This is a genomic window from Niabella aquatica, from assembly GCF_054779315.1.
The window spans coordinates 512,514-535,562 of sequence record NZ_BAAGYM010000038.1; the positions used below are offsets into that span (position 1 = coordinate 512,514).

Sequence of the window (23,049 nt, forward strand, 5' to 3'; positions counted from 1 at the left end):
GGCGATCAACAACTTTGCAGGCATTGCGGGGTTTTTGTACTGCAATATAAGTATCATCAGATTTTTTATATTGGTTCGTGTTTTGCACGGGCCATTTTTTATAACAATATCAGGATGCAGCATCTTCGCTTTTCAATACCTTATATCAACCGTTTCCGATCTCATCTTAATACGGCTCTTTCAATTATTGAGCTGTATAAAGGAGAACCTCCGTTTGCTCATTTTATTAAAAAATATTTTTCTGCTCACAAAAAGTTCGGGAGTAAAGACCGCCGGGAAATAACAGCATTGTGCTATTGTTTCTTCCGGCTGGGAAAATCATACCCCCGGCTTTCTACAGAACAAAAAGTGATTAAAGGTTACCAGCTTTCAAAAGAATCATGGCCGGAGGAGTGGGCAGACTTTTTTACTGCCTGTGATTTACCGGTAGAAGAGCCCGAAGCCATATTCCCTTTCAAAAGTGATGTAAGTACAGGTATTGACAGGGCCGCATTTGAACGCTCCCATCTTATTCAGCCTGATCTTTTTTTGCGTATAAGGCCCGGCTATGAGCAAGTGGTAAAAGTTAAGCTTTTATCGGCAAATATTGATGTTGAAATAACCGGTAAAACGGTTCGTATGCCTAACAGCACCAGGATAAACCATATCATAACACTGAATAAAGAGGCGGTGGTACAGGACCTGAGTTCACAGGAAACGGGAATGTTTTTAGAAAAGGGCGGGACCGGCGCCCCTGATTTCCCCTCAGCAATGGCTGTTTGGGATTGTTGTGCAGCAAGTGGCGGAAAATCTATACTGGTTAAAGATATTTACCCGCATATCTTACTAACGGTATCCGATGTCCGGCCTTCCATCATTTTTAATTTAAAAAAGCGTTTTGCAGAGGCCGGCATAAAAAATTATAATGCTTTTGTTGCAGATACGGCAACAGCTTCGCCCAACGGCTGTTTTGATCTGATTATTGCCGATGTGCCATGCAGCGGCAGCGGTACGTGGGCCCGTACTCCGGAGCAGCTTTCTTTTTTTAAAGAAACCCGTATAGATGAATACGCCGCGCTGCAGACAGCGATTACAACTAATGCCATCCGGTATTTAAAACCGGGAGGTTATCTGCTTTACATTACCTGTTCTGTATTTAAAAAAGAAAATGAACTGCAGGTAGAAGCACTACAGGCAATGGGTATGCTGCTGGTGCTGCAGAAAGCTTTAAAGGGATACCACAAGAAAGCAGATACTATGTTTGCCGCCTTATTAAGGCGGACTGAAAAAGCGCAATTATGATGCTTCTGCAATATTTTTGATAATATCAAGAGTGAGGGGCTTTGTAATATATGCTTTGATCTGGGGGTAGGATGCGGTTTTGTTCTTGTCTTCCTGTGCTATGGAAGAGCTTACCGTGTACACTACAATGTCTTTTGTTTTTTCAGCAGGCAATTGTATAAATTCATCCATAAAGCCCCAGCCGTTCATTATTGGCATTTCAATATCTAAAAGAATGATATCAGGCATCGGTGCTTCATTATTATCTATTCTGTTTTTGAGCTGCTGAAGGGCGTCCAGGCCGTTATCTGCAAACTTTACATTAAATACGTCCCCACTTCTTTCAAACAATTTTCTCGCTATCAGTTTAAAAACAGGATCGTCATCTACTACTAGCACATTTTTCTTATTTATCATTAAAATAAATTTTAAAAGTGGTTCCTATATTCACAGTGCTTTCCACTGTGATTTTTCCTCCCATAGCCTCTATCTGCCTTTTTGTGATATAAAGACCAACCCCTTTAGCGTCGGGATCATGTGTAAAAGTTTTAAAAAGCCCAAATAATTTATGACCATTTTTTTCGAGATCAATACCAATTCCATTATCACTGATGGCAAGTAGTTTTCGAGATTCATTTTCGCTGTAAGTGATACTTATTAAAGGGCAAACGCCGGGTTTAGAATATTTAAGGCTATTGGATATCAAATTTAGTAAAATACTTTCTATATATACCTTATTATAAGAAATAGTTACGTTTTTCGGTATGTTATTGAGTATAATAGCATCTTTCTGTTTTATTTTATCATTGAGTATATTGATTATTCTGTCTGCAACCGCTTTTAAGATAATATCCTGCCGTGTCAGGTTCAGGCCCGAATGGATATTTACCACGTCATTCAATCCTTCAATGGTACTGCTCAAAATATTTACAACTTTATGCAGGTGTGATAGAAGTTCGGTTTTCTCTTCTTCCGATTGAGCAGATAATATAAGATCGCTTAACGATTGGATGTTGCTGGTATGAGATCTTAAGTTATGTGATACCATATAAGAAAAATCAAGAAGCCTTTTATTCTGGAAGTCAAGTATCTCCATAGACTTTTTCAGATCTTCCTTCGATTTTTTCAGATCTGTAACATCTACGGTAGTTAAAATAACCTGATCGTAATGCTTTTCATGGCCGGGAATCACCTGCCAGGAAATGTAAGAGTCCTGTAGTGTTCCTTCGGCATTGTAAAATCTGGTTTCAGACCTGAACTGATGCTTGCCGGTGCAAATTGCCGCTAGAATATGCTTAAGCACATGAAGCGATCTCTTCTGAAATATATACCGGGCAAAATTCTGTAATAACTCTTCTTTGTTATTTAATTTATACTGCTTGAAGCACTCATCATTGATGGATCTTATTTTTATTAACCCGGCATACCGGGGAATCAGGTGGGGGAACCTGGTAAAATGTTCAACAACTTCTTCCTCTGTTTTACCCATCATACCGTTTTCTGAAAGCAGTTTTACTACTTCAGAGAAATCCTCTTCCCATAAACCAACGGGCGATTCATTAAATAAATACCTGTATTTTTTTTCGGATTCCTTTAGCTTTTGTTCTGCCGTCAGTTTTTCTGTAACATCTTCTGCTATCACAACATATTTTTCTTTTTCTTCAGCAGTTGAGGGGAGGGTGAAAAGGTTATAATATATCCACAGCTCTTTTCCTTTTTTATTGGTGTACTTATATTGGCCTGACAGGGGAACAACAGCTCCGCCGGAAGTGTGCGGTCCGTGATGCATGATGGTATCCAGCATATTTTTCACGGGCTCATTCATTTCGGGCGCCTGCGAAGCATTGGCTTCCAAACCAAAGAAGCTGAAGAACTTACTGTTGGCACTGGATAAAATTTGGGTCTCACCGTCGATGATGGCAAAGCCAACAGGGGCATTGTCAAAAATGGCTTTAAACTCTTTTTCAGCATCAGCAATCTGCCGGTCTTTCTGGGAAACAAGAATTTTCAGCCTCAGCGTTTTTTCTAATTTTTTCTTGAGTATAATGGCTGTAATAACCGACCCCAGCAGGGAAAGAATGACAGGTAACAGAATGACCCATATCCCTGATTCTTTCATGAAAACATAAAACCGCCAGTTAATGTAGGGCACGTCTTCGTCGACAGTTATGTTCCTTTTGCCCGGTTTTTTACCCAGGAAAAAGACCTCTTTTTGATTAAAGTGGCTGATATAGGATAAGCTATAATGGTATTTCAGTGGTACCGAATCTGAAATGCCAGTGGCTTTTAGCAGGTCCTCAAGTTTGATCACTGCGCTAGAAAACCCCCAGAATTTACCATTTATAAAAACGGGCAGCCTGGCTGCAATACATTCCACATTCGCGAAGTTTTTAAAAGGCCCGGCAATTTTTATTTTTTTTGAACGGTAAGCTGCAAGCGCGCCGGAAATTTCTTCCTTACCTCGTGTATGAAGAATACTTTTATTTAAAGCAGCCTCATTATGTTCAGGGTAAGTGTATTTTATAACGCCCCCGGGGATAAGCGATATGCTGTAGAGCCTGGGATTATTCTTCAGCACCTCTTTTGCTGTTTCTTCAAAATCACGCACCTCCCCGTTATTATCAATAATTCGTCCAATGGCAGCGAGCCCGCTGTACATATCACCAAAGAACAGGTTCAGTTCCTCATTCACCTTTTTCATTTCAGCAGAAAGTTTCAGCCGGGTGTGGGTGATGATGATGTTCCTGCGCTGTTCAATGATTAGTACGGACGTAACAAAAAAGGCTATGGCAGCCAAAATGCTAATAAGTAATGGAGATTTACTTAAAATATTTTGATGATCGGGTACTGTAGCGCTCATACAATAATAACAATAGGATACTTAACAACACATACCAAAAATAATAGACTATTGAATCTCATAAATGTACAGACAGCTGATACGGCAACAAATATAGGCGCATTATCCAAATCTTATCATAATCCTTCTATATTTGCACCTATGACACAGGAAAAATTACAGGATATGCGGTCCCGCGTTCTCGGGATAAGGAGGTTTCTTTGACGTTGAGAACCGAACGCAAAAAATACAACAGGATAAGCAGCTGTCTTTAAGCCCCGGTTTCTGGGACGATAATAAGCGTGCCACTGAAATTCTTAAAACATTAAAAGTGAATGAGTACTGGGTACATCTGTACCAGGAGGCAGTAACTACGGTGGAGGATTTTGCTGTTTTATTCGAGTTTTGGAAAGAGGGGGATGCTACTGAAGCGGAAACGCAGGAAGCGTATGATAAGGCTTTGCAGGTGTTGGATGAGGCAGAGTTCAAAAGCACATTGAATGAGCCGGAAGATGAGCTGCCTGCCGTACTGCAAATTAATTCAGGAGCAGGAGGCACCGAAAGCCAGGACTGGGCCGAAATGATAGCGCGCATGTACCGCATGTATGGTGAAAGGCAGGGCTGGAAAGTTACAGAGCTCGATTGGCAATGGGGAGATGGCGCCGGTATTAAAACAGCCACCCTTCAGTTTGACGGGGCTTTTGCATACGGCTTTTTAAAGGCTGAAAGCGGGGTACACCGCCTGGTGCGTATTTCTCCTTTTGACAGCAATGCCCGCAGACATACCTCTTTTGCGTCGGTATTTGTATACCCGTTAATAGACGACACTATCGAAATAGAAATAAAAGATAGCGAAGTAAAAATGGAAACAGCGCGTAGCGGCGGTGCCGGCGGACAGAACGTAAATAAGGTGGAAACCAAAGTAATGCTTACACATATACCGACAGGCATTGTGGTAATTTGCCAGACCGAACGCACACAGCTTGGTAACCGGGAAAAGGCCATGCAGATGCTGAAAAGCCGTTTATACGAAGAAGAGCTGCGCAAGCGCGAAGAGCTGAAGAACGCTACCAATGCAAACAAGAAAAAGATAGAATGGGGAAGCCAGATACGTAGCTACGTTTTCCATCCGTATAAAATGATCAAAGATCACCGTACCGATTATGAAGTAGGCAATGTGCAGCCGGTTATGGACGGAGAGCTGGATGGTTTTATCAAAGCCTACCTGATGGCGGATAAGGAGGGACAAGTTTAAAAGTTGATAAGTTTGAGAGTTTAAAGGTTGAAAAGCTTATAGGAGCTTATACCTTTGGACTTCCGGACTTTATGACTTTCGGACTTCTCAATTTACATCCGCGAGCGATTTTACCTTCAGGGTTGTTCTTTCTTTAGAGGTAAAGCTGCCTTCCTGTAAAGTGACGATCTTTTCTTCTCCTGCCTTCAGGTTAAAATAATTATCATCCCAATAGTAATCTTTGCCCTCCGAATAGAGGTACACATAATAGGCGTCTGTATTGCTGGTAATGCGGATACGTTTGTTATCTAAAAACTTAAGCAGAAGCTTAGGTTGCTTCAGCTCCAGGTGAATGGGCCTTACCGTATCTCTTTCTGGAAGCATATCATCGCGGTATGCCTGCTTTACTGCATACCAGGCTGCTTTGGGCTTGCGGCTATAATCGGTAATGCTCCAGCTGCTTACAGGCCAGCAGTCGTTAAGCTGCCATAATAAGGTGCCCATGTTTACCGGGGCTTTGCTTCTGTGTATGGCAATCGCATTTTTAAAAGCATAATACTGCATACACTGGCTGATGTAAGTATAATCTGCTACAGAAAGCTTTTTAGCTTTTGTAGAGTCCATAAAATAATTGTGTATATATGTATTAAGTTTCATAAAACCGCCGTTAGCTTTTTGGTGGGCATTAATAATATCAGAGAATAAAAAGCGGTCTTCAGGTTTGGTAACCTTTTGCAGGGTGCTGTAATTGGGCATAGCCTGCATCCCATATTCGCTTACGAAACGCCCGGTTTTGGTTTCAAATACTTCTATATCCTGCAATCCCCACCATACGCCCCAGTAATGACTATCGCCTTCAGTAAAGCTTTGGGCACGTCCCCAGCCATTAAGCGGCGATGTGCTGATATAAGGCCTTGCTCCATCATAACGGCTTACCCAGGTTGCAATACTATCCCGGAACAGCCTCGTGTAATCCTGCCATACTTTTGCTGAATCTTTCCCGTATAAATGGAACTGCTTTTGCCAGCCCCAGTTGTGCCAGGCCTCATCAATCTCGTTATTGCCGCACCAGGCTACAATACATGGATGGTGGCGTAGCCTGCCAATCTGGTATTTTACTTCCTCATGTACATTGTTGATGAAATCTTCGTCGCCGGGAACCATCGCCCCCGCAAACATAAAATCCTGCCATACATAAATGCCATATTCATCACATAGATCATAAAACGCATCATCTTCATAAATACCGCCGCCCCATATACGCAGCATATTCATATTGGCATTTTTTGCGGCCAGTATAATTTTCCTGTAATCTTCTTTTTTCAGCCTCGGTAAAAAAACTTCTGAAGGTATATAATTGGCCCCTTTCATATACACGGGCTTACCATCAATTTTAAAATAAAAAGAACGGCCGATGCTGTCTGCTTCCTGTACTAATTCTACTTTATGTGGTGGTGTGTAGATCTTTTCCGCAGGCTTTGTGTCGTAGCTTTTTATATAAACATCCTTCCATATCCCGCTGGTAATGAATACAGGTCCCCAGTCCCACCCAAAATGATACTGGGCCTTGCGTACGTATGCCCTGGGATTGTCTGGTAAAACCAGTGGCAGCGCCGCTTTTGCCATTGAATCGGCTTTGTTTTTTGCTGAATGAAATACAATATGCAAAGTATTAACAGGCTTTAACAGTGCTTTTACATCCACGCTCCATTGGCGGAACATATTGTTTGCAGACAGAATGAGCTGGCTATTCAGATACACATCGGCATAAGTGTCCAGCCCGTCAAATATCAGCGCTACATGTTTCTTTTTCATCATTTGCATACCTGCGGCAAAGCTGGTTTTATATTCCCAATCCGTAGTTCCGATCCATTGCAGCTTTTTTTCATTATCGCGGTAATAAGGATCTGCAATAAGCCTGTTGGCCAGCAGATCTGTATGAACCGTTCCCGGAACAGTAGCCGCATACCATTTACCGGTTTGCACTTTTCTGAACTGCCAGCCGCTGTGAAGCAGCTTTTTCTGGGCCTGTATATTAAAGCTGATGCTGAACAGATAAAGCAGTGATATCACCCTGTAGTATATTCTCATTGCTGAAGCGGATTATTTAATAATTTCTTAGCCAGACGCGTTCAAATGTAAAAAGCAACGGTTTAATATTTTTTACTGTTTTATTTGCGGGTTCGTATACTTTTGTGAATATAGCAGTAAATCCTTTCACTGTACAAAAAATCAGAAAGATTTAAAAACATATTCCAGGTTATGACTACAGGAAATTTTTCTTATCCATTGCCACCTAACGAGCCTGTGCTGAATTATGCACCCGGCAGCCCCGAAAGGCGTATATTACAAAACACCCTTGCTGATCTGAAATCTGAGGTGATCGATGTGCCTATGTACATTGGCGGGGAAGAAGTAACAACCGGTAAAAAAACAGCGATACGTCCTCCCCATGAGCACAAACATGTGTTAGGTTATTTTCATGAAGGGAATAAAACGCATGTGCAGCAAGCCATTGATGCTGCATTAAAAGCCAGAGAAAGCTGGGCTGCTCTTAGCTGGGAAAACCGGGCCGGCATTTTTTTAAAAGCTGCAGATCTTATAGCTACCAAATATCGCAGCTATATGAACGGCACCACCATGCTGGGGCAAAGCAAAAATGTGTACCAGGCCGAGATAGACAGTGCCTGTGAAATAATAGATTTTCTGAGGTTCAATGTGCACTACCTGAATGAGATATACAGCCAGCAGCCTGTAAGCGCCCCAGGTACCCATAACCGGCTGGAGTGGAGGCCCCTGGAAGGGTTTGTACTGGCCGTAACTCCTTTCAATTTTACGGCTATTGGCGGTAATCTTCCGGCCTCAGCCGCCATGTGCGGCAACGTTGTGGTATGGAAGCCTGCCCATACACAGGTATATGCTGCACAAATGTTCATGCGCATTCTTAAAGAGGCAGGCCTGCCTGATGGTGTGATCAACCTCATATATGTTGACGGGCCTGTATTAGGTGATGTTTGTTTTAATCACAGGGATTTTGCCGGCGTTCATTTTACAGGCTCTACCGGCGTGTTTAACAGTATGTGGGAAATCATTGGCCGCAATATGGGTAAATACAGGTCTTACCCGCGCATAGTGGGTGAAACCGGTGGTAAGGATTTTGTAATCGCTCACAAAAGTGCTGATCCGGCCGTGGTGGCAACGGCGCTGCTGCGCGGTGCTTTTGAATACCAGGGACAAAAATGTTCAGCAGCTTCCCGCGCCTATATCCCTTCCAATATAGCCAAAGCTGTCAGGAAAAAATTAACAGAAGACCTGGCAACACTTAAAATGGGCACTGTAGAAGATTTTACCAATTTTATAAATGCTGTAATTGATGAAAAGAGCTTTGATAAGATCAAAAGTTATATAGACAAAGCTAAAAAAAACAAAGATGCAACAATTATAGCTGGAGGTGAGTGTAACAAGAAAGAAGGATATTTTATCCAGCCTACTGTTATTGAAACTACCAACCCCCAGTATGTGACCATGTGCGAAGAGATCTTTGGGCCGGTGCTTACCCTTTACGTATATCCTGCCGGCCAGTTTGAGAAAACCCTGGAGCTGGTTGACAACACCTCGCCTTATGCATTAACGGGAGCTGTTATTGCAACAGATCGCAGCGCGGTGGAGCTGGCTACCCGCAAGCTGGTGAATGCTGCCGGTAATTTTTATATCAATGACAAGCCTACCGGCGCAGTGGTAGGTCAGCAGCCATTTGGCGGTGCCCGTGCCAGCGGTACCAATGACAAAGCAGGCTCTATGCTTAATTTGTATCGCTGGCTGAGCGCAAGAACCATTAAAGAAACTTTTAACCCGCCTGTAGATTACCGGTACCCGTTCCTGCAGCAGGATCAGGAAAAGAATTAATCTGAATTTCACGGTTTGATATCTTGCATTGCATTTATCTTTGAGACGGATATGTGTGTGTGGCAAAATATCAAACTTTTAATTTTTATCGCTTGAAATCTATACTCAATGCCCGCGATATAGCCATTACTATTAAGAGGCTGGCACAACAAATTGTAGAAAACCAGGTTAACGGGGCCGATATCATACTTATTGGTTTACAGCCCCGCGGTATTTATTTATCTGACAGGATTTATAAAGAAGTAAAACAATTGGTGAATGATGCAGGTACCCGGTATGGTAAGCTGGATATAACTTTTTACAGGGATGATGTACGCAATACGCTTCATAAAGCCAATGAAACAGACATCCCGTTCAGCATCCAGGATAAGAACGTGATATTGATTGATGATGTATTATACACCGGGCGTACCATTCGTGCGGCATTGGATGCATTGCTTGATTTTGGTCGCCCTGCCAGGGTAGAATTGTGTGTGCTGATCGACCGCCGCTTTAGCCGTGAATTTCCTATACAGGCCGATTATGCCGGCCGTGCTATAGATAGCTTTGAAAACCAGAAAGTGCTGGTACGCTGGGAAGAGAACAGCGATAAAGATGAAGTATATATTGTTTAGTTGACGGATGACAGAAGTCTGATTTCAGTACTTATTATTTAGACAATAGTACTTATACGTTATACCGTAACTGCAACCAGCAGCCAGTATCCGGCAAGATGTACGGCCAGTAACCAGTAACCAGTAACTTACCATGAACATATGTAAGGTTTGCAACACGGGCGATGATGGACGATCAACTGTGTAGGATAAAAATTTCTACACTCTTTGCTGATGTGCCACACTAACCAGCAACCAGTAACTGCTAATATAATCTTCCCGGCTTCCGGACTTACACGGACTTTCTGACTAACCGCTAACATAGCATCCGGACCTCCGACTTCGGGACTACATTCCGCATCACTATATTTAGCTATGCCTGCAATTGGAAAACGTTTTTACCTTTACGATGTCCCATTCAGTTACATCATAGAACCGAACGATTATATTTAAAACTACAAAAATAATTTTATGCCTTTAGAACCTTATGGAATCGGCGGAACCGAAGTAAAAAATGATGCCTTCGAAGCTTTTGCTGATATTCCTCAAAACCGTGCTTTGTTAGCAGAAAAGCTTACTGACCTGCCTCCTGTAAGGCCGGAAGTAGTACATGGCTTAACCGACATTAGTGCTGTCTTTAATCATTTTGCCCCATCGGTTGATATGGAATTTGAAACTGAAGACGGGTCAACCAGGAGTGAAGAGCTGAATTTCAGGGGACTCGAAGATTTTGGTCCTAAAGGAATTACCCGGCAAAGCCAGTATCTGAGCGATTTAGACATGAAGCGAGCACAATACCAGAAAATAGTGAAGCAGCTAAAAACCAATAAGCTGCTGAAGCAGGCGCTATCTGACAGCACTACAAAAGAAAATTTAGTAGCGGCGCTAAAAGTGCTCGTACAGGAACTTGGTGGTAAAACAAAATAACTCATCTTAATCCTATTTAAAAGTATGTCTACATCTCAAAATCAACTTTCTCCGGAAGAACAAAGTATATCTAAAGAGTTCAAACAGCCCGAAAAGACAGAACTGGGCTCACTCGAATCTCATCTTCAGCCTTTGGTAAAGCTGGGTGGCTTCGATTTGCTGGAGTCTGCTATTGATAATATTCAGAATCTCAATCCTGAAAGAAAAGCCCGTAAAAAAATTTTTTTAGAAGAGTCCAGTAAGAAAAAAGAGCGCGAAGACCTTAAAAATGTATTAAGCTGCTGGATCGACATCCTGGAGTCAACCGAGGATATTGCGGAAATGGTGGAAAACAGTAATAAGCTTGCAGAAACTGCCGACAGAACGTTAAAAAACAATGTACGAAAGGCATTGGAAAGGACGCAGGAGCTGGAACGTTCTTATCGCTCTGTGGCATTATTCTTTAAGAATACCGAGAGCCAGAAAGTTAAAAATGTTTCTTTTCTTAATGCCGAGCCAGACCAGCTTAAGGATTTGGATAATACCAGGTTCATAGATTATATACAGGCCGAACTGGTCAATAATTACGACAGGCTCGACCTGCGTAATAATTACGGCATCCTGGTGCTGCCAGGATATCTGGGATCGAATAAAGTAGTAGAAAAGTGGGCAAAAATTGCATATGATAATAAGGTGATGCTGGTTACTGATTTTGAGAATCTTGACACACCGGACGATGTTATGGAGCTTTTTGAAGCCGCCAACCTCACAGGGGGCGATGCCTATCGTTCTAACGTAGTAATGGCCTGTAACTGGCTGGTAGGGCGCGACAAAGATGATGAGGTAGGAGAGGAAGACCATTTGTTTGTGCCGCCCTCTTCTTCCCTCGCCGGTAAGATTTACTATACCTTAATGTCTCAGGTTACGGCCGGAAAAAAACATGGCAGCATGAACGAGGTAGATGGAGTGCGGTTCGATCTGAAAAAGAGTGAAATAGCCAGCCTTGAAAAGCTGGGTCTTGTTCCTATGGCTAAAGAGTATGGTAAAGTAATGGCGTTTTCAGCCAAAACATTATTTAATGGCGATAACATCGGTTTACAAACCTACTCCGTAGTTCGGGTGTTTGATTATGTTGCCAAGGTAATGATGGACTTTTTGAACAGGAGGGCTTTTGAAAATTTCAACGCTAACACAAGAAAAGAACTTAACGGGCAAATCGTTAAGTTCCTGGATAGTATTACCGGTCCCAACAAGCTGATTGAAAATTTTACCATTAAAAGATTTGAGCAGGACCCGCACCAGAAAGACAGGGTATTTCTTGATATTCATTTAAAACCCTATTTCCCGGCCAAAACTTTTATGATTAAGCTTGACGGGCAAAAAGGCGATGATGCAGATGGAATAGAATGGATGTCGAAATACGAGCAGGATTAACACGATAACTGTCGCTTGTATTGATGCTCACTTCTATCCCGGACCGCCGTATGCCTGATCTGTGAGGAGCGCCTGTGGTTTCAGGCAGGAGCCAACGATGGATAATAGCCCTTATTAATTTTTTATACTTATTTATTAACATCAAAATGTACAATTATGTCTTTTAAAGCTCAATTAGATGTGGCAGGTGCCAAAAATAATATTCTCGACCTTACTTACACTTTAAAGCAGGAAACAGATGCTACCGGGCGCCCATCATCAGTTACGCGCGGTGGCCAGATTACCATTACCGTAGAATCAACAGGCGATACCAAGTTCTTTGAATGGATGTGCAACAATTTTGAAAGAAAGGACGGTAAGATCACTTTTACAAAAAGAGATTCTGATGCCACTATGAAAGAGCTGAGCTTTAAAGAAGGTTACCTGGTATCTTATAAAGAAAACTTCAATGCTGCGGGAGAAAACCCGATCACAGAAATTTTTACCATCAGTGCCAAGGAAATCACCATGGGTAACGCCAGCCATGTGAACGAGTGGGCCGTATAGTTTAAGCATCAGGCATATTCGTTTTTCGTGCCAATGATATATCACATTATTGGAAAGCAACAACTATATAAGCTGTTTTGCCGAGTTACAAATAATAGAAAAATCAAGTTCTTTAAAATGACAAATAAGTATCGTCATTCCGATTAGATCCTGCCCAGGCAGGAGGGAAGAGGAACTTCTGAAGTGTCAATGGCATGTTTACAACATTTGATTATCAGTCGTCACCTCGACCGCAGGGAGAGGTCACTCGAATTTCGGGAGAGATGACGATAAAACATGTCATCGTCTCTTGACTTTACAATCCTTTAGTCGAAATGACGATAATGAACAATACCATTTACAATCTATTATGATACTTGCCATCAAAAAATAGACTTGCGGTTATTGGTGCCTTATCATAAAATGCGCTTTTTTGATGACAACATCGAGTAAAATATGGCCGGACAATAAAAAATCTTTTAACAGCGTTCCTGCTTTTAACCATGCAATTATCAGAGAATCTTAAAAAGGCAATCAACATTGCCAAAGCGTATGCCAAAGAAAATATGAACGGCACCTATGCCGCGCCTCATTTATTAAAAGCATTGCTGCATCATGATGTGGAGCTCGACCCGTTATTGATGAAGGCCGATATTGACATGTATTACCTGGCAGACTGGGCCGATGTGAGGATAGAGTCACTGCCTAAAAGCGGATCACCTAAAGCCGAAATCCCTGCCGGTGATGCCATTGAGACTATTTTGGAAGATGCAGATAATATCCGCCTTAAAACAAACGGAGAAGAAGTGCTGCCTTTGCATGTACTGGCATCTATAAGTACACCCGGTATTGTTTTTTCTTTCGACCAGCTCAAAACTTTTCCTGTAAAAAGAGAAGATATAATAAAGCTTGCCGGTGTGGGAAATGCGGGAGCGCAATTGCTCAGCGATATTAACAACAGTAATGCGGATGGCAAAAAAAACAATGATCTTTCAACCAAAAAATCCCTTCAGAAATTTTGTATAGATAAAACGAAGCTTGCGATGGACGGCAGGCTGGACCCTATTATCGGGCGTGAGCAGGAAATAAGAATGATGGCAGAGATTTTATGTCGCAGGAGCAAGCCCAATGTAATATTAACGGGCGAGCCGGGGGTGGGCAAAACTGCGCTGGTGGATGGCTTTGCACTTGCCATAGCCGCTGGAAAAATACCTGAGTTTTTAAAGAATGCAAAGGTTTTTGAACTGAACAATGGTGCAATGGCCGCCGGGGCTTCTTACAAAGGGGAAACGGAAGAAAGGCTAAAATCGGTCATTACAGAGATTAAGGAATTTGATAAGGCGGTGTTGTTCATTGACGAGATACATGTATTGCTGGATAAAAGCGGCCCCTTTGCGGGTGCTGCCAATTTACTTAAGCCGGAGCTGGCAAGGGGTACTATTACTATCATTGGCGCTACAACTGTCGATGAATACAGGAAACATATTGAAAGAGATGAAGCTTTTGCCCGCCGGTTCGAGGTGCTGAATGTAGAGGAGCCTTCCCCTGCTGTAGCCTTCCGTATGATGAAGACTGTAATGCCTTTATACGAGCAGCACCATAAGATTGCAGTGGCAGATGAAACCCTGCACGAATCCATAAGGCTGGCAAAGCGGTATATAAAGGACCGGCGCCTGCCGGATGCGGCTATCGACCTGGCAGACCGTTCTATGGCTGCCCTGCGGCTTGCTACAGACACCGGCGCTACTGCTTTGGCAGCTCAGAAAACAGCATTCAGTAGCCTGAAAGAAAGTGATGGTATAGATATTACCGAATACCAGTGGCATTACCAGCAGTTAAAGAGTGGCATGAGCCCGATTGTATGGAGTGCTGTACCTGTGTCGGACGATCCGTTGCAAATGAAGGAGACCGCAACGATAACAGCTTTTTTAGATGAGGTATATCAGGTACTGGAACCTCTGGCAGAAGAAAAACGTACGGCATTGGATAAGCACGATGTAATGTCAATTGTTGCCGATAAAACCGGGATACCCCTGGGGAAGATACAGGCGCAGGAAAAAGAAAGGTTGCTGAACATCGGGGATATTTTGTCGCAGCGTGTGGTAGGGCAGGATCATGCAGTGAAAGTGATCAGCGAATCTATTTTGGAATCGCGCTCAGGGCTGGGCAAAGCAGGCCAGCCTATCGGCTCGTTCTTTTTCCTGGGACCTACGGGTACGGGCAAAACAGAACTGGCAAAGTCGCTGGCAGATTTTCTTTTCCAGGATGCAAATAATATCATTCGTTTTGATATGAGCGAATTTAAAGAAGAGCATTCGGCTGCGCTTTTGTATGGTGCCCCTCCCGGCTATGTAGGTTATGAGGAAGGAGGATTGCTGGTAAATAAGATCCGGCAGCAACCTTATGCTGTTGTTTTGTTTGATGAGATCGAAAAAGCGCACCCGTCGGTGTTTGACCTTTTTCTCCAGATCCTGGATGAGGGTAAGCTGCATGATAAGCTGGGTAAAGAGGGCGACTTCTCCAATTCCCTGATCATTTTCACTTCAAATATCGGCAGTAAATATGTGGTGGATGCTTTTAATAAAGGTGAAATCCCGAATCATTCGCAACTGTTACAGGTAATGGGCAATCATTTCCGCCCCGAGTTTTTAGGCCGCCTTACCGAGATCGTTCCTTTTGCCCCGATGACGCAGCAAATGGTAGAACGTATTTTAGAGATCAACCTGAAAGACCTGTATGCTGCCTTAGAAAAACAGCAGATCGCGCTTACTATAACACCGGAGGCTAAAAGCAAAATTGCGGTTTTAGGCTTTACGCCGGAGTATGGTGCACGCCCGTTGCATGGCGCCATCCGCTCGCAAATACGCAGGCCGCTTTCCAAAAAAATAATAGCCGGGGAATTGGCGCCTGGCAGCACGGTTACGCTTGATGTGGCAGGAGATGAGCTCACCTGGCAGGTTCATGGAATAAGTTAAATGAGTGGCTATTCTATGAATGGCCAGTATGTGCTTGCGCACCATGTATGGTACCTTAAAAAGATGAAGTAGCGCAGGCCAATCGGGCACCTGCACAACTATATTATATTTTAATTCTGCCAAGCCCGATTAAAAGGAAATCAGGCCAATTCCTGTACGTATAGAATTTCCATACAACTTTGTTTGGTCAGAGCTGCCGGATGAATAACAAAAAAGCCTGTTTTAAAGATTATTAGCGCCGATGCCAGAAACTGGTTAAATTTATACGGTATTTAGTCCTTCAACTTTAAACACTGTTTATTATGACATCTTTAATAGATCGCGTAAAAAATATACTGACCAATCCCAAAGCCGAGTGGGAGGTAATTAAAGAAGAGCCTGCTACATTAAAGGGGTTATTAACTTCCTACGTTATACCGCTTTCACTGTTATCAGCCATCGCCACTTTTTTAAAGTTTTTTGTATTTTCTCCTGTTTTCGGAATCGTTTATGCCCTGGCGTATACCGTATTTGCAGTTGTTGTTACAGTGCTGGTATTTGTTATTGCCGTTTATGTAATTGATGCCCTGGCAACCAGTTTTAAATCAGAGAAAGATATCAGCAGATCGGCACAACTGGTGGCATACTCCGGTACGGCAGGATATGTGGCAGGTATCTTTTCTTTTATTCCCGTATTAGGCGGCCTGTTATCATTAGCCGGCGCTGTATATAGTATTTACCTGTTTTACCTGGGGGTAGGCCCTTTGAAAAAGACGCCCGATGACCAGAAAGTGATTTATATTATAGTGTATGTGCTGGTGAGCTGGGTAATCTATATGGTTTTGTTTAGCGTGGTAGCTGGCATCCTGTTTAACTCCCTCATTACCGGCGCTGCGGCTGTTTCTGTGCTTGGCTAGGTACGGTTTACCTGAAAATGGGAAACGCGCGCCAGCATTAAGTTTCAAGAGGTTTTGATGGTCGTAAAATGAGCCTTTTCCCGTAAAAACGGCTATTTTGAGGCAACATTGATTTTCAACTAATTGATGGTTAGACCTTAAAAAACAACGAAAAGTGTTTTTTAAGTGGCTGGAGAATTAAAAATTCCCAATATCGGTTCGATGTGTTTTGAAATATGCAATTCTCAACGCCCTCGAATTTTCAGGAAGACCCTAGGTAATGGTCTGTGCCTGCTGCAACAGGAATGGCTGTTTCAAACGTAGGTGGCAAGATTTCTCAGCCCACCAGGTTACAATCCTACTGCCCGTCATAATCGGGTAACCTATCTTGGTATAACCGCTTGTTACGTAACTGCATTCAATTCATACAATAAAAGAACCCAACAATACATTCATTTATTACGCTCTGACGGCTTAATACTTTTTAGTTGGGCTTTCGAGAAACTGCCTGGCTTTAACCTGCCCCGTATTAGTGGCTGTAAGCAGGGTGGCTCAGTTGTTTCAGATGCGAAACATGCGACGCTACCGCATCTTTCACCCTCCTATACTCTATATACCCTACTCCAAATTCCTGACACGTAGATTTGATAATTTTGTTGATGCGGGGATAATGAATATGGGAGATTTTAGGAAAGAGATGATGCTCTACCTGGAAGTTCAGGCCACCCATGAACCAGCAGGCCAGCCGGCTTCTGGTAGCAAAATTGGCGGTGGTCTTTAGCTGATGAATAGCCCACTCATCGTCAATTTTATTGGTTTGCTCATTAGGAACAGGAAAATGAGTATCCTCAACTGTGTGCGCTAGCTGAAATACAATGCTCAGCACAAAACCTGCAAACAGTGCATATACCAAAAAACCGATGGCCCATGGGCCAACACCAACAGTTATGATAGGAATCACCACAAACAGTACAATATGCAGAATTTTAAATCCCCAGAACACCAAATGGTCCTTAACGGTCATTTTCTTTAAAGGAATATCCCCCACTTTACCGGTAAAGTATTTCCTGTAATCAGAATAGAATATCCAGAAAAGATACAGGAGCGAATAGGTAATCCAGAAGTAAAAATGCTGATATCTGTGAAATTTATAATATTTCTGTGTTTCGCACAGTCTTAAAAAAGGTTTGGCATCCAGGTCGTCATCAACGCCATCAATATTGGTATAAGCATGATGTATTACATTATGCTTCATTTTCCACATAAAGGTATTAGCTCCTAAAAAGTTGAGAGAGGAGGCAGCTATGCTGTTTACCCAGGGCTTGCTGCTAAAGCTTCCATGAGCGCCATCGTGCATGATATTAAAGCCTATGGCCGATGTAAACAGGCTCAGGATCAGGCATTCCAAAATAGCCCAGCCCGCAGGAGGCGTAAAGAAAACGAGATGTATATATAATGCTGTAAAGCCCACTGCCAGAAACAGCGCTTTTGAATAAAGTCTTATATTGCCAGTGCTTGGCCTGCCCTGTTTTTTGAAATAATCATTAACACGTGTTTTTAAAACCGTGTGAAAAGAGGGAGGTGGTGGTGTGGCAAACTTAGGAATTGACATTAATGAAAAAATTGTTTCTTAGTGATATAAAGTGTGCAAAGGTAATTGTTTTATAGCTGTGTATAAGGTAAAAAAATGCAAAATTGCACATACTCAGGTTTCCTGTAAAATAAGCGCGTCAAGATTATTGAGCCCGATATGTTTCTGCGTAAGATAAGCCTCTGCATATTTTACACCTATACGTTTGCCCATCATTCTCATTCTTGCCAAAAGACTTTCCTTAAATTCGGGGGTAGAAATATAGGTTTGAGGCCCCCCGGCTTCACTTTCGCTGGTATGGAACTGGGTGCTATAAGCATTAACCGCTTTTAATTTAATATCAACCACATCGCTTACATCGATCAATAGCTGTGGTTCGTGGTACCAATCCTGCAGGTATTGCAAAAAATAACGCGGGCGCCATTTTTCCTGGGGGTTGCCCTGCTCGTCCTTTGTTTCTATTTTGGCCAGCCCCGAAAGAAAACAGGCGTCATTAATAAGATTCCCGGCCCGCCCGTGATCAGGATGGCGGTCTATAAGCACGTTTCCCAGGATAATATCGGGCCGGTATTTGCGTATAGTTCTGATAAGCAACAACTGATGCGCTTCATCATTTTTAAAGAACCCGTCCCTCATTTTCAGGTTTTCACGTACGGATACGCCCAGAATCCGTGCGGCGTCGGCGGCTTCGGCATACCGGGTTGCTACGGTGCCGCGGGTGCCAAGTTCTCCCTGGGTCAAATCAATGATCCCGGCTTTTTTACCATTCCGTATCTCCTTCAGTAAAGTGCCGGCGCAGCCCAGTTCTACATCATCGGGGTGAACGCCTATTGCAAGTATGTCGAGTTTCATATGTGGAATTAACAATTTACACGCTTAAAAGTTTGATGGACATAGAATATCGCGGTACTATTGTAACGGTGTACGAGAAAAAAGCGTTCCCCTATTATAATATGATATGCTTCTACCCGCTTACTTCTGTTTAAATCCCGATTTCAACCTGGAACATGCCCGTTAAACGATTTTCATACGGGTCGTCCAGCTCTTCCGAATCCCCGGTACGGTCGTCCAGGCCTATATATCCCTGCAGTTTAAATTTATGTTTATTAAAATAATGCGAGTAGCCAATGGCTTTTGTCCTGAATTTGTACTGGTAAGGCAAAAGGCCTGCGTGAGGAGTAATATGCGTGTACCTGACGCTGATTTCATCTTTCCTGGTAAGCAGCTTACTGCCCTGCAGGTTAACGGCCACGCCGGCCGGCATTTTCAGGAAGATCATCCGGTCATCGGGCCGTGTACTGAAATCGGCAACCGAAAATGCATCTACCTTACGGTCGTAATACTCGCTCAAAAAGGCCCATCCCCGGTATTTCAGAACGGCATCTGCCATAATGGTCCGGATGTTCGCCAGCAGCTCTTCCTTTTTATTATAAGCGCTTACCATAGGTTTGCCTAATTGTCCCCCGGTACGATTGGCTTTAAAATTCTTGGTATAGGTAAATCCAAAAGATAGTTTTGGTGTTTCTTCAAAGTCAAGATCTCCTTCAAAATAATCGCCTTTGTTTTTGAAATATCCCAAAGGCATATATTCTATACGGCCTGTATAGGCCAGCCCTTTAATGGTGGCCAGCTGCCCGCGTCCATCGCCCGATGATACTGCCGTCCTTAATTGTATAATATGATCTTTGATTTCAAAGTCTTTATCTATAAAAACACCAAAATCACGATCTACCGTAAAACGGTTATTGGCAATGGAGCGATCAGGCATTTGCAGTTCGCCGGAGGAGTTAACGCGCTCCCTGTTGCCCGGAAGCTTGGTTTGCCCGAAGCCAAAAGACCACTGTTTGCCTGGCTTGTAATAAAAAACGGCATCTCTTACAATTTGCGGAGCACCACTTTCCAGGTCCATATCCCTGTTGGCAAAGCCCAGCTGCAGCTTATATTCAAGCTTAGGAGAAATTAAATAGCCTTCAAAACGCAGCCTCATCCGCCGTACCTGCGCTTCAAAGCCTGCGGCGTCCTCGTCGTCTAACCGGCTTAAATAAGCCGCTCTTAGCTGGGTTCTGAAACGAAAGGTCATCAGAAATTTATCTCCATTCCTGAATTGCAGGCCTTTATCATTGAATGATACAGTCGTTGCTTCTTTAACAAGGCTGTCTTTTGTTGTATCCTGGGCATGAACAACCGAACCCGTTAAGAGGGCAGCGAAGAGCACTGATTTTTTGTAAAAGGTCATGGCGGCAAAGAAACAAAAGAAAGCTGAGTTTTACAGGGACTGTTGCCTGAAAGCCAGGGAAAAATCCAGGATAATAAAGGCGCCGGCAGAAAAAAGGAAAGTCTCCCGGGAACCAGACTTTTTAAATATATTGATCGTAAATGCTTTAGAAATCAGCCGGAGCAATTAATTTTACAGTTCATATACAATCATATTCAGGAATTAATATAACCCAAAACAGCGCTTATGCTACATAAAGCCAAATTGAGGTTAAAGGTGTGTGCCGATAACTTTGTAAAGATTTTAAATAAATCATCTGTAGGAGCTTTGGCGGGCAGTATGATTGCAGGGCTGATTTGTGTGCTTTACCCGGGCAGCATTGTACGTACCGGCTTACCGGTGGTAATAGATATGATTTTAGTAGTAGTAGTTTCACTATTATTACTATTGCTGGTTTTTGGATTTTCGTTTTACCTGTACGAGTTTATCCGTAAAGTTAACCGGTTTATCATTGTTGCGATAATAGGGGCTGTTTTGCTGACGGCCTTTCTGCCTGATGCTGCATTTAATCGTCCTTTTATTTTCCTGGAGCTGTTTTTAGGAATTTTAGTGGGTATTGCCTTAAATAAAAACAGTAACAGGAAGAAAAGAACGGTGCTTATTCTTCTGGCCGTTGTTATTAATATTGCCGTGTGCGCGTGGCTGTTCAGCAAAGGAAATAATCATGTAGTTCCTGTATCGGAGCAATACTGGAAACAAAATGTACCGGTTCCCGAAGCCGTAGAAGATCCTACACAAACAAAGGCGTACAGCGTAGGAAGCCTGTTTTATGGAAGCGGCACTGATAAGCGGCGTGCCGAATACAGTAAAAAAATTTCTCTGAAAACAAATCCGGTGGACGGCACTCCTTTTCTACAACCGTTATCCTCAATTAAATCGTATCTGCGTAAATCGTATTGGGGATTTGATATAAATGCGTTACCGTTGAATGCCAGGGTTTGGTATCCGAAGCAGGAGGGCAATTTCCCTTTGGTGGTATTTGTGCATGGCAATCATTTAATGACCGACTACTCTGAAGAGGGGTATGAATATATGGGAGCACTGTTGGCCGCCAGGGGGTTTATTGTAGTATCTATCGACGAGAACTTCTTAAATGAAAGCTGGTATGATGATTATTGGTTTAGTGAAACAAACGCCCGCGCCTGGCTTATTTTGAAACATCTTGAATACTGGCGTAAATGGAATAGTACAGAAGGGAACCCGTTCTTTGGCAAAATAGATATGGATAATATTTGCCTGGTAGGGCACTCCAGGGGAGCAGATGCAGTGGCCGTGGCTTTTGCTTTGAATAAGCTCGATCGTTATCCCTTTGAAGGAAATGTACGGTTTAATTTTGGTTTTGCCATAAAAAGTATGGTACAGATTGCACCTGTAGGAAAGCCGGAAAACGAAATAAACTTTCCCCTAAACATAAAAAATGTTAATTACTTATTGCTTCACGGAAGTCATGATCAGGATATTTATTCCTTTGGAGGCATTAAGATGTATAACCGGATAACATTTGATTCGGCACAAAATTATCTGAAAGCGATGTTATACATATACAAGGCCAATCACGGGCAATTTAATACGGCATGGGGGCTGAACGATAATCGGTATCCGAACCAGTTTTTTGTAAGCACCGGAACACTTTTGAACGGGGATGAACAAAGGAAAATTGCAAAAAGTTATATTGCTGCTTTTTTGCATGCCACGCTGCAAGGACAAAAGCAATATCTGCCGTTATTAAAAGACTGCCGCAATGGTTTTGGCTTCCTGCCAGAAGATTATTATATCAATCAGTACGATGATCGCTCTTTTAAATACATTGCAGATTTCGAAGAAGACCAGGATCTTTCAACTGCTACCTTGGCTGGCTGCTCTATAGAAACATCGGGTTTAAAAAACTGGATGGAAAAAACTTTGCCGCTTAGAAACGGGGAGGAGTGGGGACAGGAGAATACCGGTGCTTTTCTTGAATGGGAACATACAGCAGCAAAACAGCCTGCTCCCTATTATGCTATCAATGTTTCAGATACTGCGTTGCATCATCTTTCTCCGGATGCTACCGGAAAACTGTTTTTCTTTATCGCAAACAACAGCGATAATATAGATGCGGTCAGTTTTTCCGTACAGATAAAAACGCGATCCTGTGTGGTTACGAAAAGTTTCAACGATTTTTATACAATGGCTCCCTTACTAAAAACACAACTGGCGAAATGGAACTACCTTCCCGAATTAAAAAAAGACATGCCTGTTGAAAGGGTTTTACAGTTTGTACAGCTGCCTTTTGAGGTTTTCAAAAAGGCGGATTCTCGTTTCGATCCGAAGCAAATACAGCAGATCAGGTTTATTTTTGATAAACAACCTGCGGGCAATATTATCCTGGACCGGATAGGGATAAACTAAGAGAAAATATATATAATCATGTTCTTCCTGCTTTTCCCTGCCAGGGTTTTGTTTTCGGTTTTCTGAAAGGTACTGAGGGTCTTCCTGAAAATATGTAATGCAGTGTAGGCTTGTATTTTATTAGCAAAAGAATATAAAAAATGTCTCATTTGGAGCAAAAATTGCTTTAAGTGAGGCATTCTTATTCTTATATTCTATGTCAAAAGTACTTCTTTTCGATTATCCGTGCTTATTAGAGCAGCGTTTTT

General features: G+C 42.6%; 16 protein-coding genes. 10 read left to right on the top strand and 6 right to left on the bottom strand.

Annotated elements, in window-relative coordinates:
- Nucleotides 1–114 precede the first annotated feature (114 nt).
- Entirely contained in the window at nucleotides 115–1,281 is a 1,167-nt protein-coding gene (locus ACYVBM_RS21880; protein WP_460687834.1) for an RsmB/NOP family class I SAM-dependent RNA methyltransferase, read from the top strand.
- On the opposite strand, the gene ACYVBM_RS21885 is transcribed toward ACYVBM_RS21880, so the two are convergent.
- On the bottom strand, nucleotides 1,276–1,677 hold the full coding sequence (locus ACYVBM_RS21885; RefSeq protein ID WP_460687835.1) for a response regulator: 402 nt from the start codon (nucleotides 1,675–1,677) through the stop codon (nucleotides 1,276–1,278). The two genes, ACYVBM_RS21880 and ACYVBM_RS21885, sit on opposite strands and share 6 nt — an antisense overlap.
- Nucleotides 1,667–4,120: an ATP-binding protein gene (locus tag ACYVBM_RS21890; protein ID WP_460687836.1), complete on the bottom strand. Its 2,454-nt coding sequence runs from the start codon at nucleotides 4,118–4,120 to the stop codon at nucleotides 1,667–1,669. Before ACYVBM_RS21890 ends, ACYVBM_RS21885 begins: the two co-directional genes overlap by 11 nt.
- Before the next feature lie 141 nt (nucleotides 4,121–4,261).
- Here ACYVBM_RS21890 and prfB point away from each other — a divergent pair.
- Nucleotides 4,262–5,354, top strand: a protein-coding gene (prfB, locus tag ACYVBM_RS21895; RefSeq protein ID WP_460687852.1) for a peptide chain release factor 2 whose coding sequence is annotated in 2 segments (ribosomal slippage) — nucleotides 4,262–4,321 and nucleotides 4,323–5,354 — 1,092 coding nt in all. Because the reading frame shifts where the segments join, the coding sequence is not laid out codon by codon here.
- Between the two features lie 87 nt (nucleotides 5,355–5,441).
- Here the strand turns inward: prfB and ACYVBM_RS21900 are convergent.
- Nucleotides 5,442–7,424: a beta-mannosidase gene (locus ACYVBM_RS21900; protein WP_460687837.1), complete on the bottom strand. Its 1,983-nt coding sequence runs from the start codon at nucleotides 7,422–7,424 to the stop codon at nucleotides 5,442–5,444.
- 171 nt (nucleotides 7,425–7,595) lie between these two features.
- Between ACYVBM_RS21900 and pruA the strand changes: the two genes are divergently transcribed.
- The 7 genes from pruA to ACYVBM_RS21935 all read left to right on the top strand — a co-directional run bounded on the left by pruA (nucleotide 7,596) and on the right by ACYVBM_RS21935 (nucleotide 16,568).
- Nucleotides 7,596–9,239: an L-glutamate gamma-semialdehyde dehydrogenase gene (pruA, locus tag ACYVBM_RS21905; RefSeq protein ID WP_460687838.1), complete on the top strand. Its 1,644-nt coding sequence runs from the start codon at nucleotides 7,596–7,598 to the stop codon at nucleotides 9,237–9,239.
- A gap of 92 nt (nucleotides 9,240–9,331) precedes the next feature.
- The gene (gene pyrR, locus ACYVBM_RS21910; RefSeq protein WP_460687839.1) at nucleotides 9,332–9,853 is read left to right on the top strand and encodes a bifunctional pyr operon transcriptional regulator/uracil phosphoribosyltransferase PyrR; all 522 of its coding nucleotides are present in this window, start codon (nucleotides 9,332–9,334) and stop codon (nucleotides 9,851–9,853) included.
- Nucleotides 9,854–10,303: 450 nt separating this feature from the next.
- Nucleotides 10,304–10,759, top strand: coding sequence for a type VI secretion system contractile sheath small subunit (locus tag ACYVBM_RS21915; RefSeq protein ID WP_460687840.1), 456 nt, complete (start codon nucleotides 10,304–10,306; stop codon nucleotides 10,757–10,759).
- Between the two features lie 24 nt (nucleotides 10,760–10,783).
- The gene (locus ACYVBM_RS21920; RefSeq protein WP_460687841.1) at nucleotides 10,784–12,172 is read left to right on the top strand and encodes a DUF5458 family protein; all 1,389 of its coding nucleotides are present in this window, start codon (nucleotides 10,784–10,786) and stop codon (nucleotides 12,170–12,172) included.
- A 156-nt stretch (nucleotides 12,173–12,328) separates the two neighbouring features.
- A complete protein-coding gene (gene tssD, locus ACYVBM_RS21925; protein ID WP_460687842.1) occupies nucleotides 12,329–12,718 on the top strand; it encodes a type VI secretion system tube protein TssD in 390 nt (129 codons plus the stop codon).
- Nucleotides 12,719–13,200: 482 nt separating this feature from the next.
- Entirely contained in the window at nucleotides 13,201–15,672 is a 2,472-nt protein-coding gene (locus ACYVBM_RS21930; RefSeq protein ID WP_460687843.1) for an ATP-dependent Clp protease ATP-binding subunit, read from the top strand.
- A 302-nt stretch (nucleotides 15,673–15,974) separates the two neighbouring features.
- A complete protein-coding gene (locus ACYVBM_RS21935) occupies nucleotides 15,975–16,568 on the top strand; it encodes a Yip1 family protein (protein WP_460687844.1) in 594 nt (197 codons plus the stop codon).
- A gap of 508 nt (nucleotides 16,569–17,076) precedes the next feature.
- Here the strand turns inward: ACYVBM_RS21935 and ACYVBM_RS21940 are convergent.
- The 3 genes from ACYVBM_RS21940 to ACYVBM_RS21950 form a co-directional block, all read right to left on the bottom strand.
- The gene (locus ACYVBM_RS21940; RefSeq protein WP_460687845.1) at nucleotides 17,077–18,159 is read right to left on the bottom strand and encodes a fatty acid desaturase family protein; all 1,083 of its coding nucleotides are present in this window, start codon (nucleotides 18,157–18,159) and stop codon (nucleotides 17,077–17,079) included.
- A gap of 93 nt (nucleotides 18,160–18,252) precedes the next feature.
- Nucleotides 18,253–18,990: a bacillithiol biosynthesis deacetylase BshB1 gene (gene bshB1, locus ACYVBM_RS21945; RefSeq protein WP_460687846.1), complete on the bottom strand. Its 738-nt coding sequence runs from the start codon at nucleotides 18,988–18,990 to the stop codon at nucleotides 18,253–18,255.
- A gap of 130 nt (nucleotides 18,991–19,120) precedes the next feature.
- Complete coding sequence (locus ACYVBM_RS21950) at nucleotides 19,121–20,374, bottom strand: porin (RefSeq protein WP_460687847.1); 1,254 nt, start codon at nucleotides 20,372–20,374, stop codon at nucleotides 19,121–19,123.
- Nucleotides 20,375–20,599: 225 nt separating this feature from the next.
- Here ACYVBM_RS21950 and ACYVBM_RS21955 point away from each other — a divergent pair, with 225 nt between their 5' ends.
- The gene (locus ACYVBM_RS21955; protein WP_460687848.1) at nucleotides 20,600–22,801 is read left to right on the top strand and encodes an alpha/beta hydrolase family protein; all 2,202 of its coding nucleotides are present in this window, start codon (nucleotides 20,600–20,602) and stop codon (nucleotides 22,799–22,801) included.
- The last annotated feature ends 248 nt before the right edge of the window (nucleotides 22,802–23,049 follow it).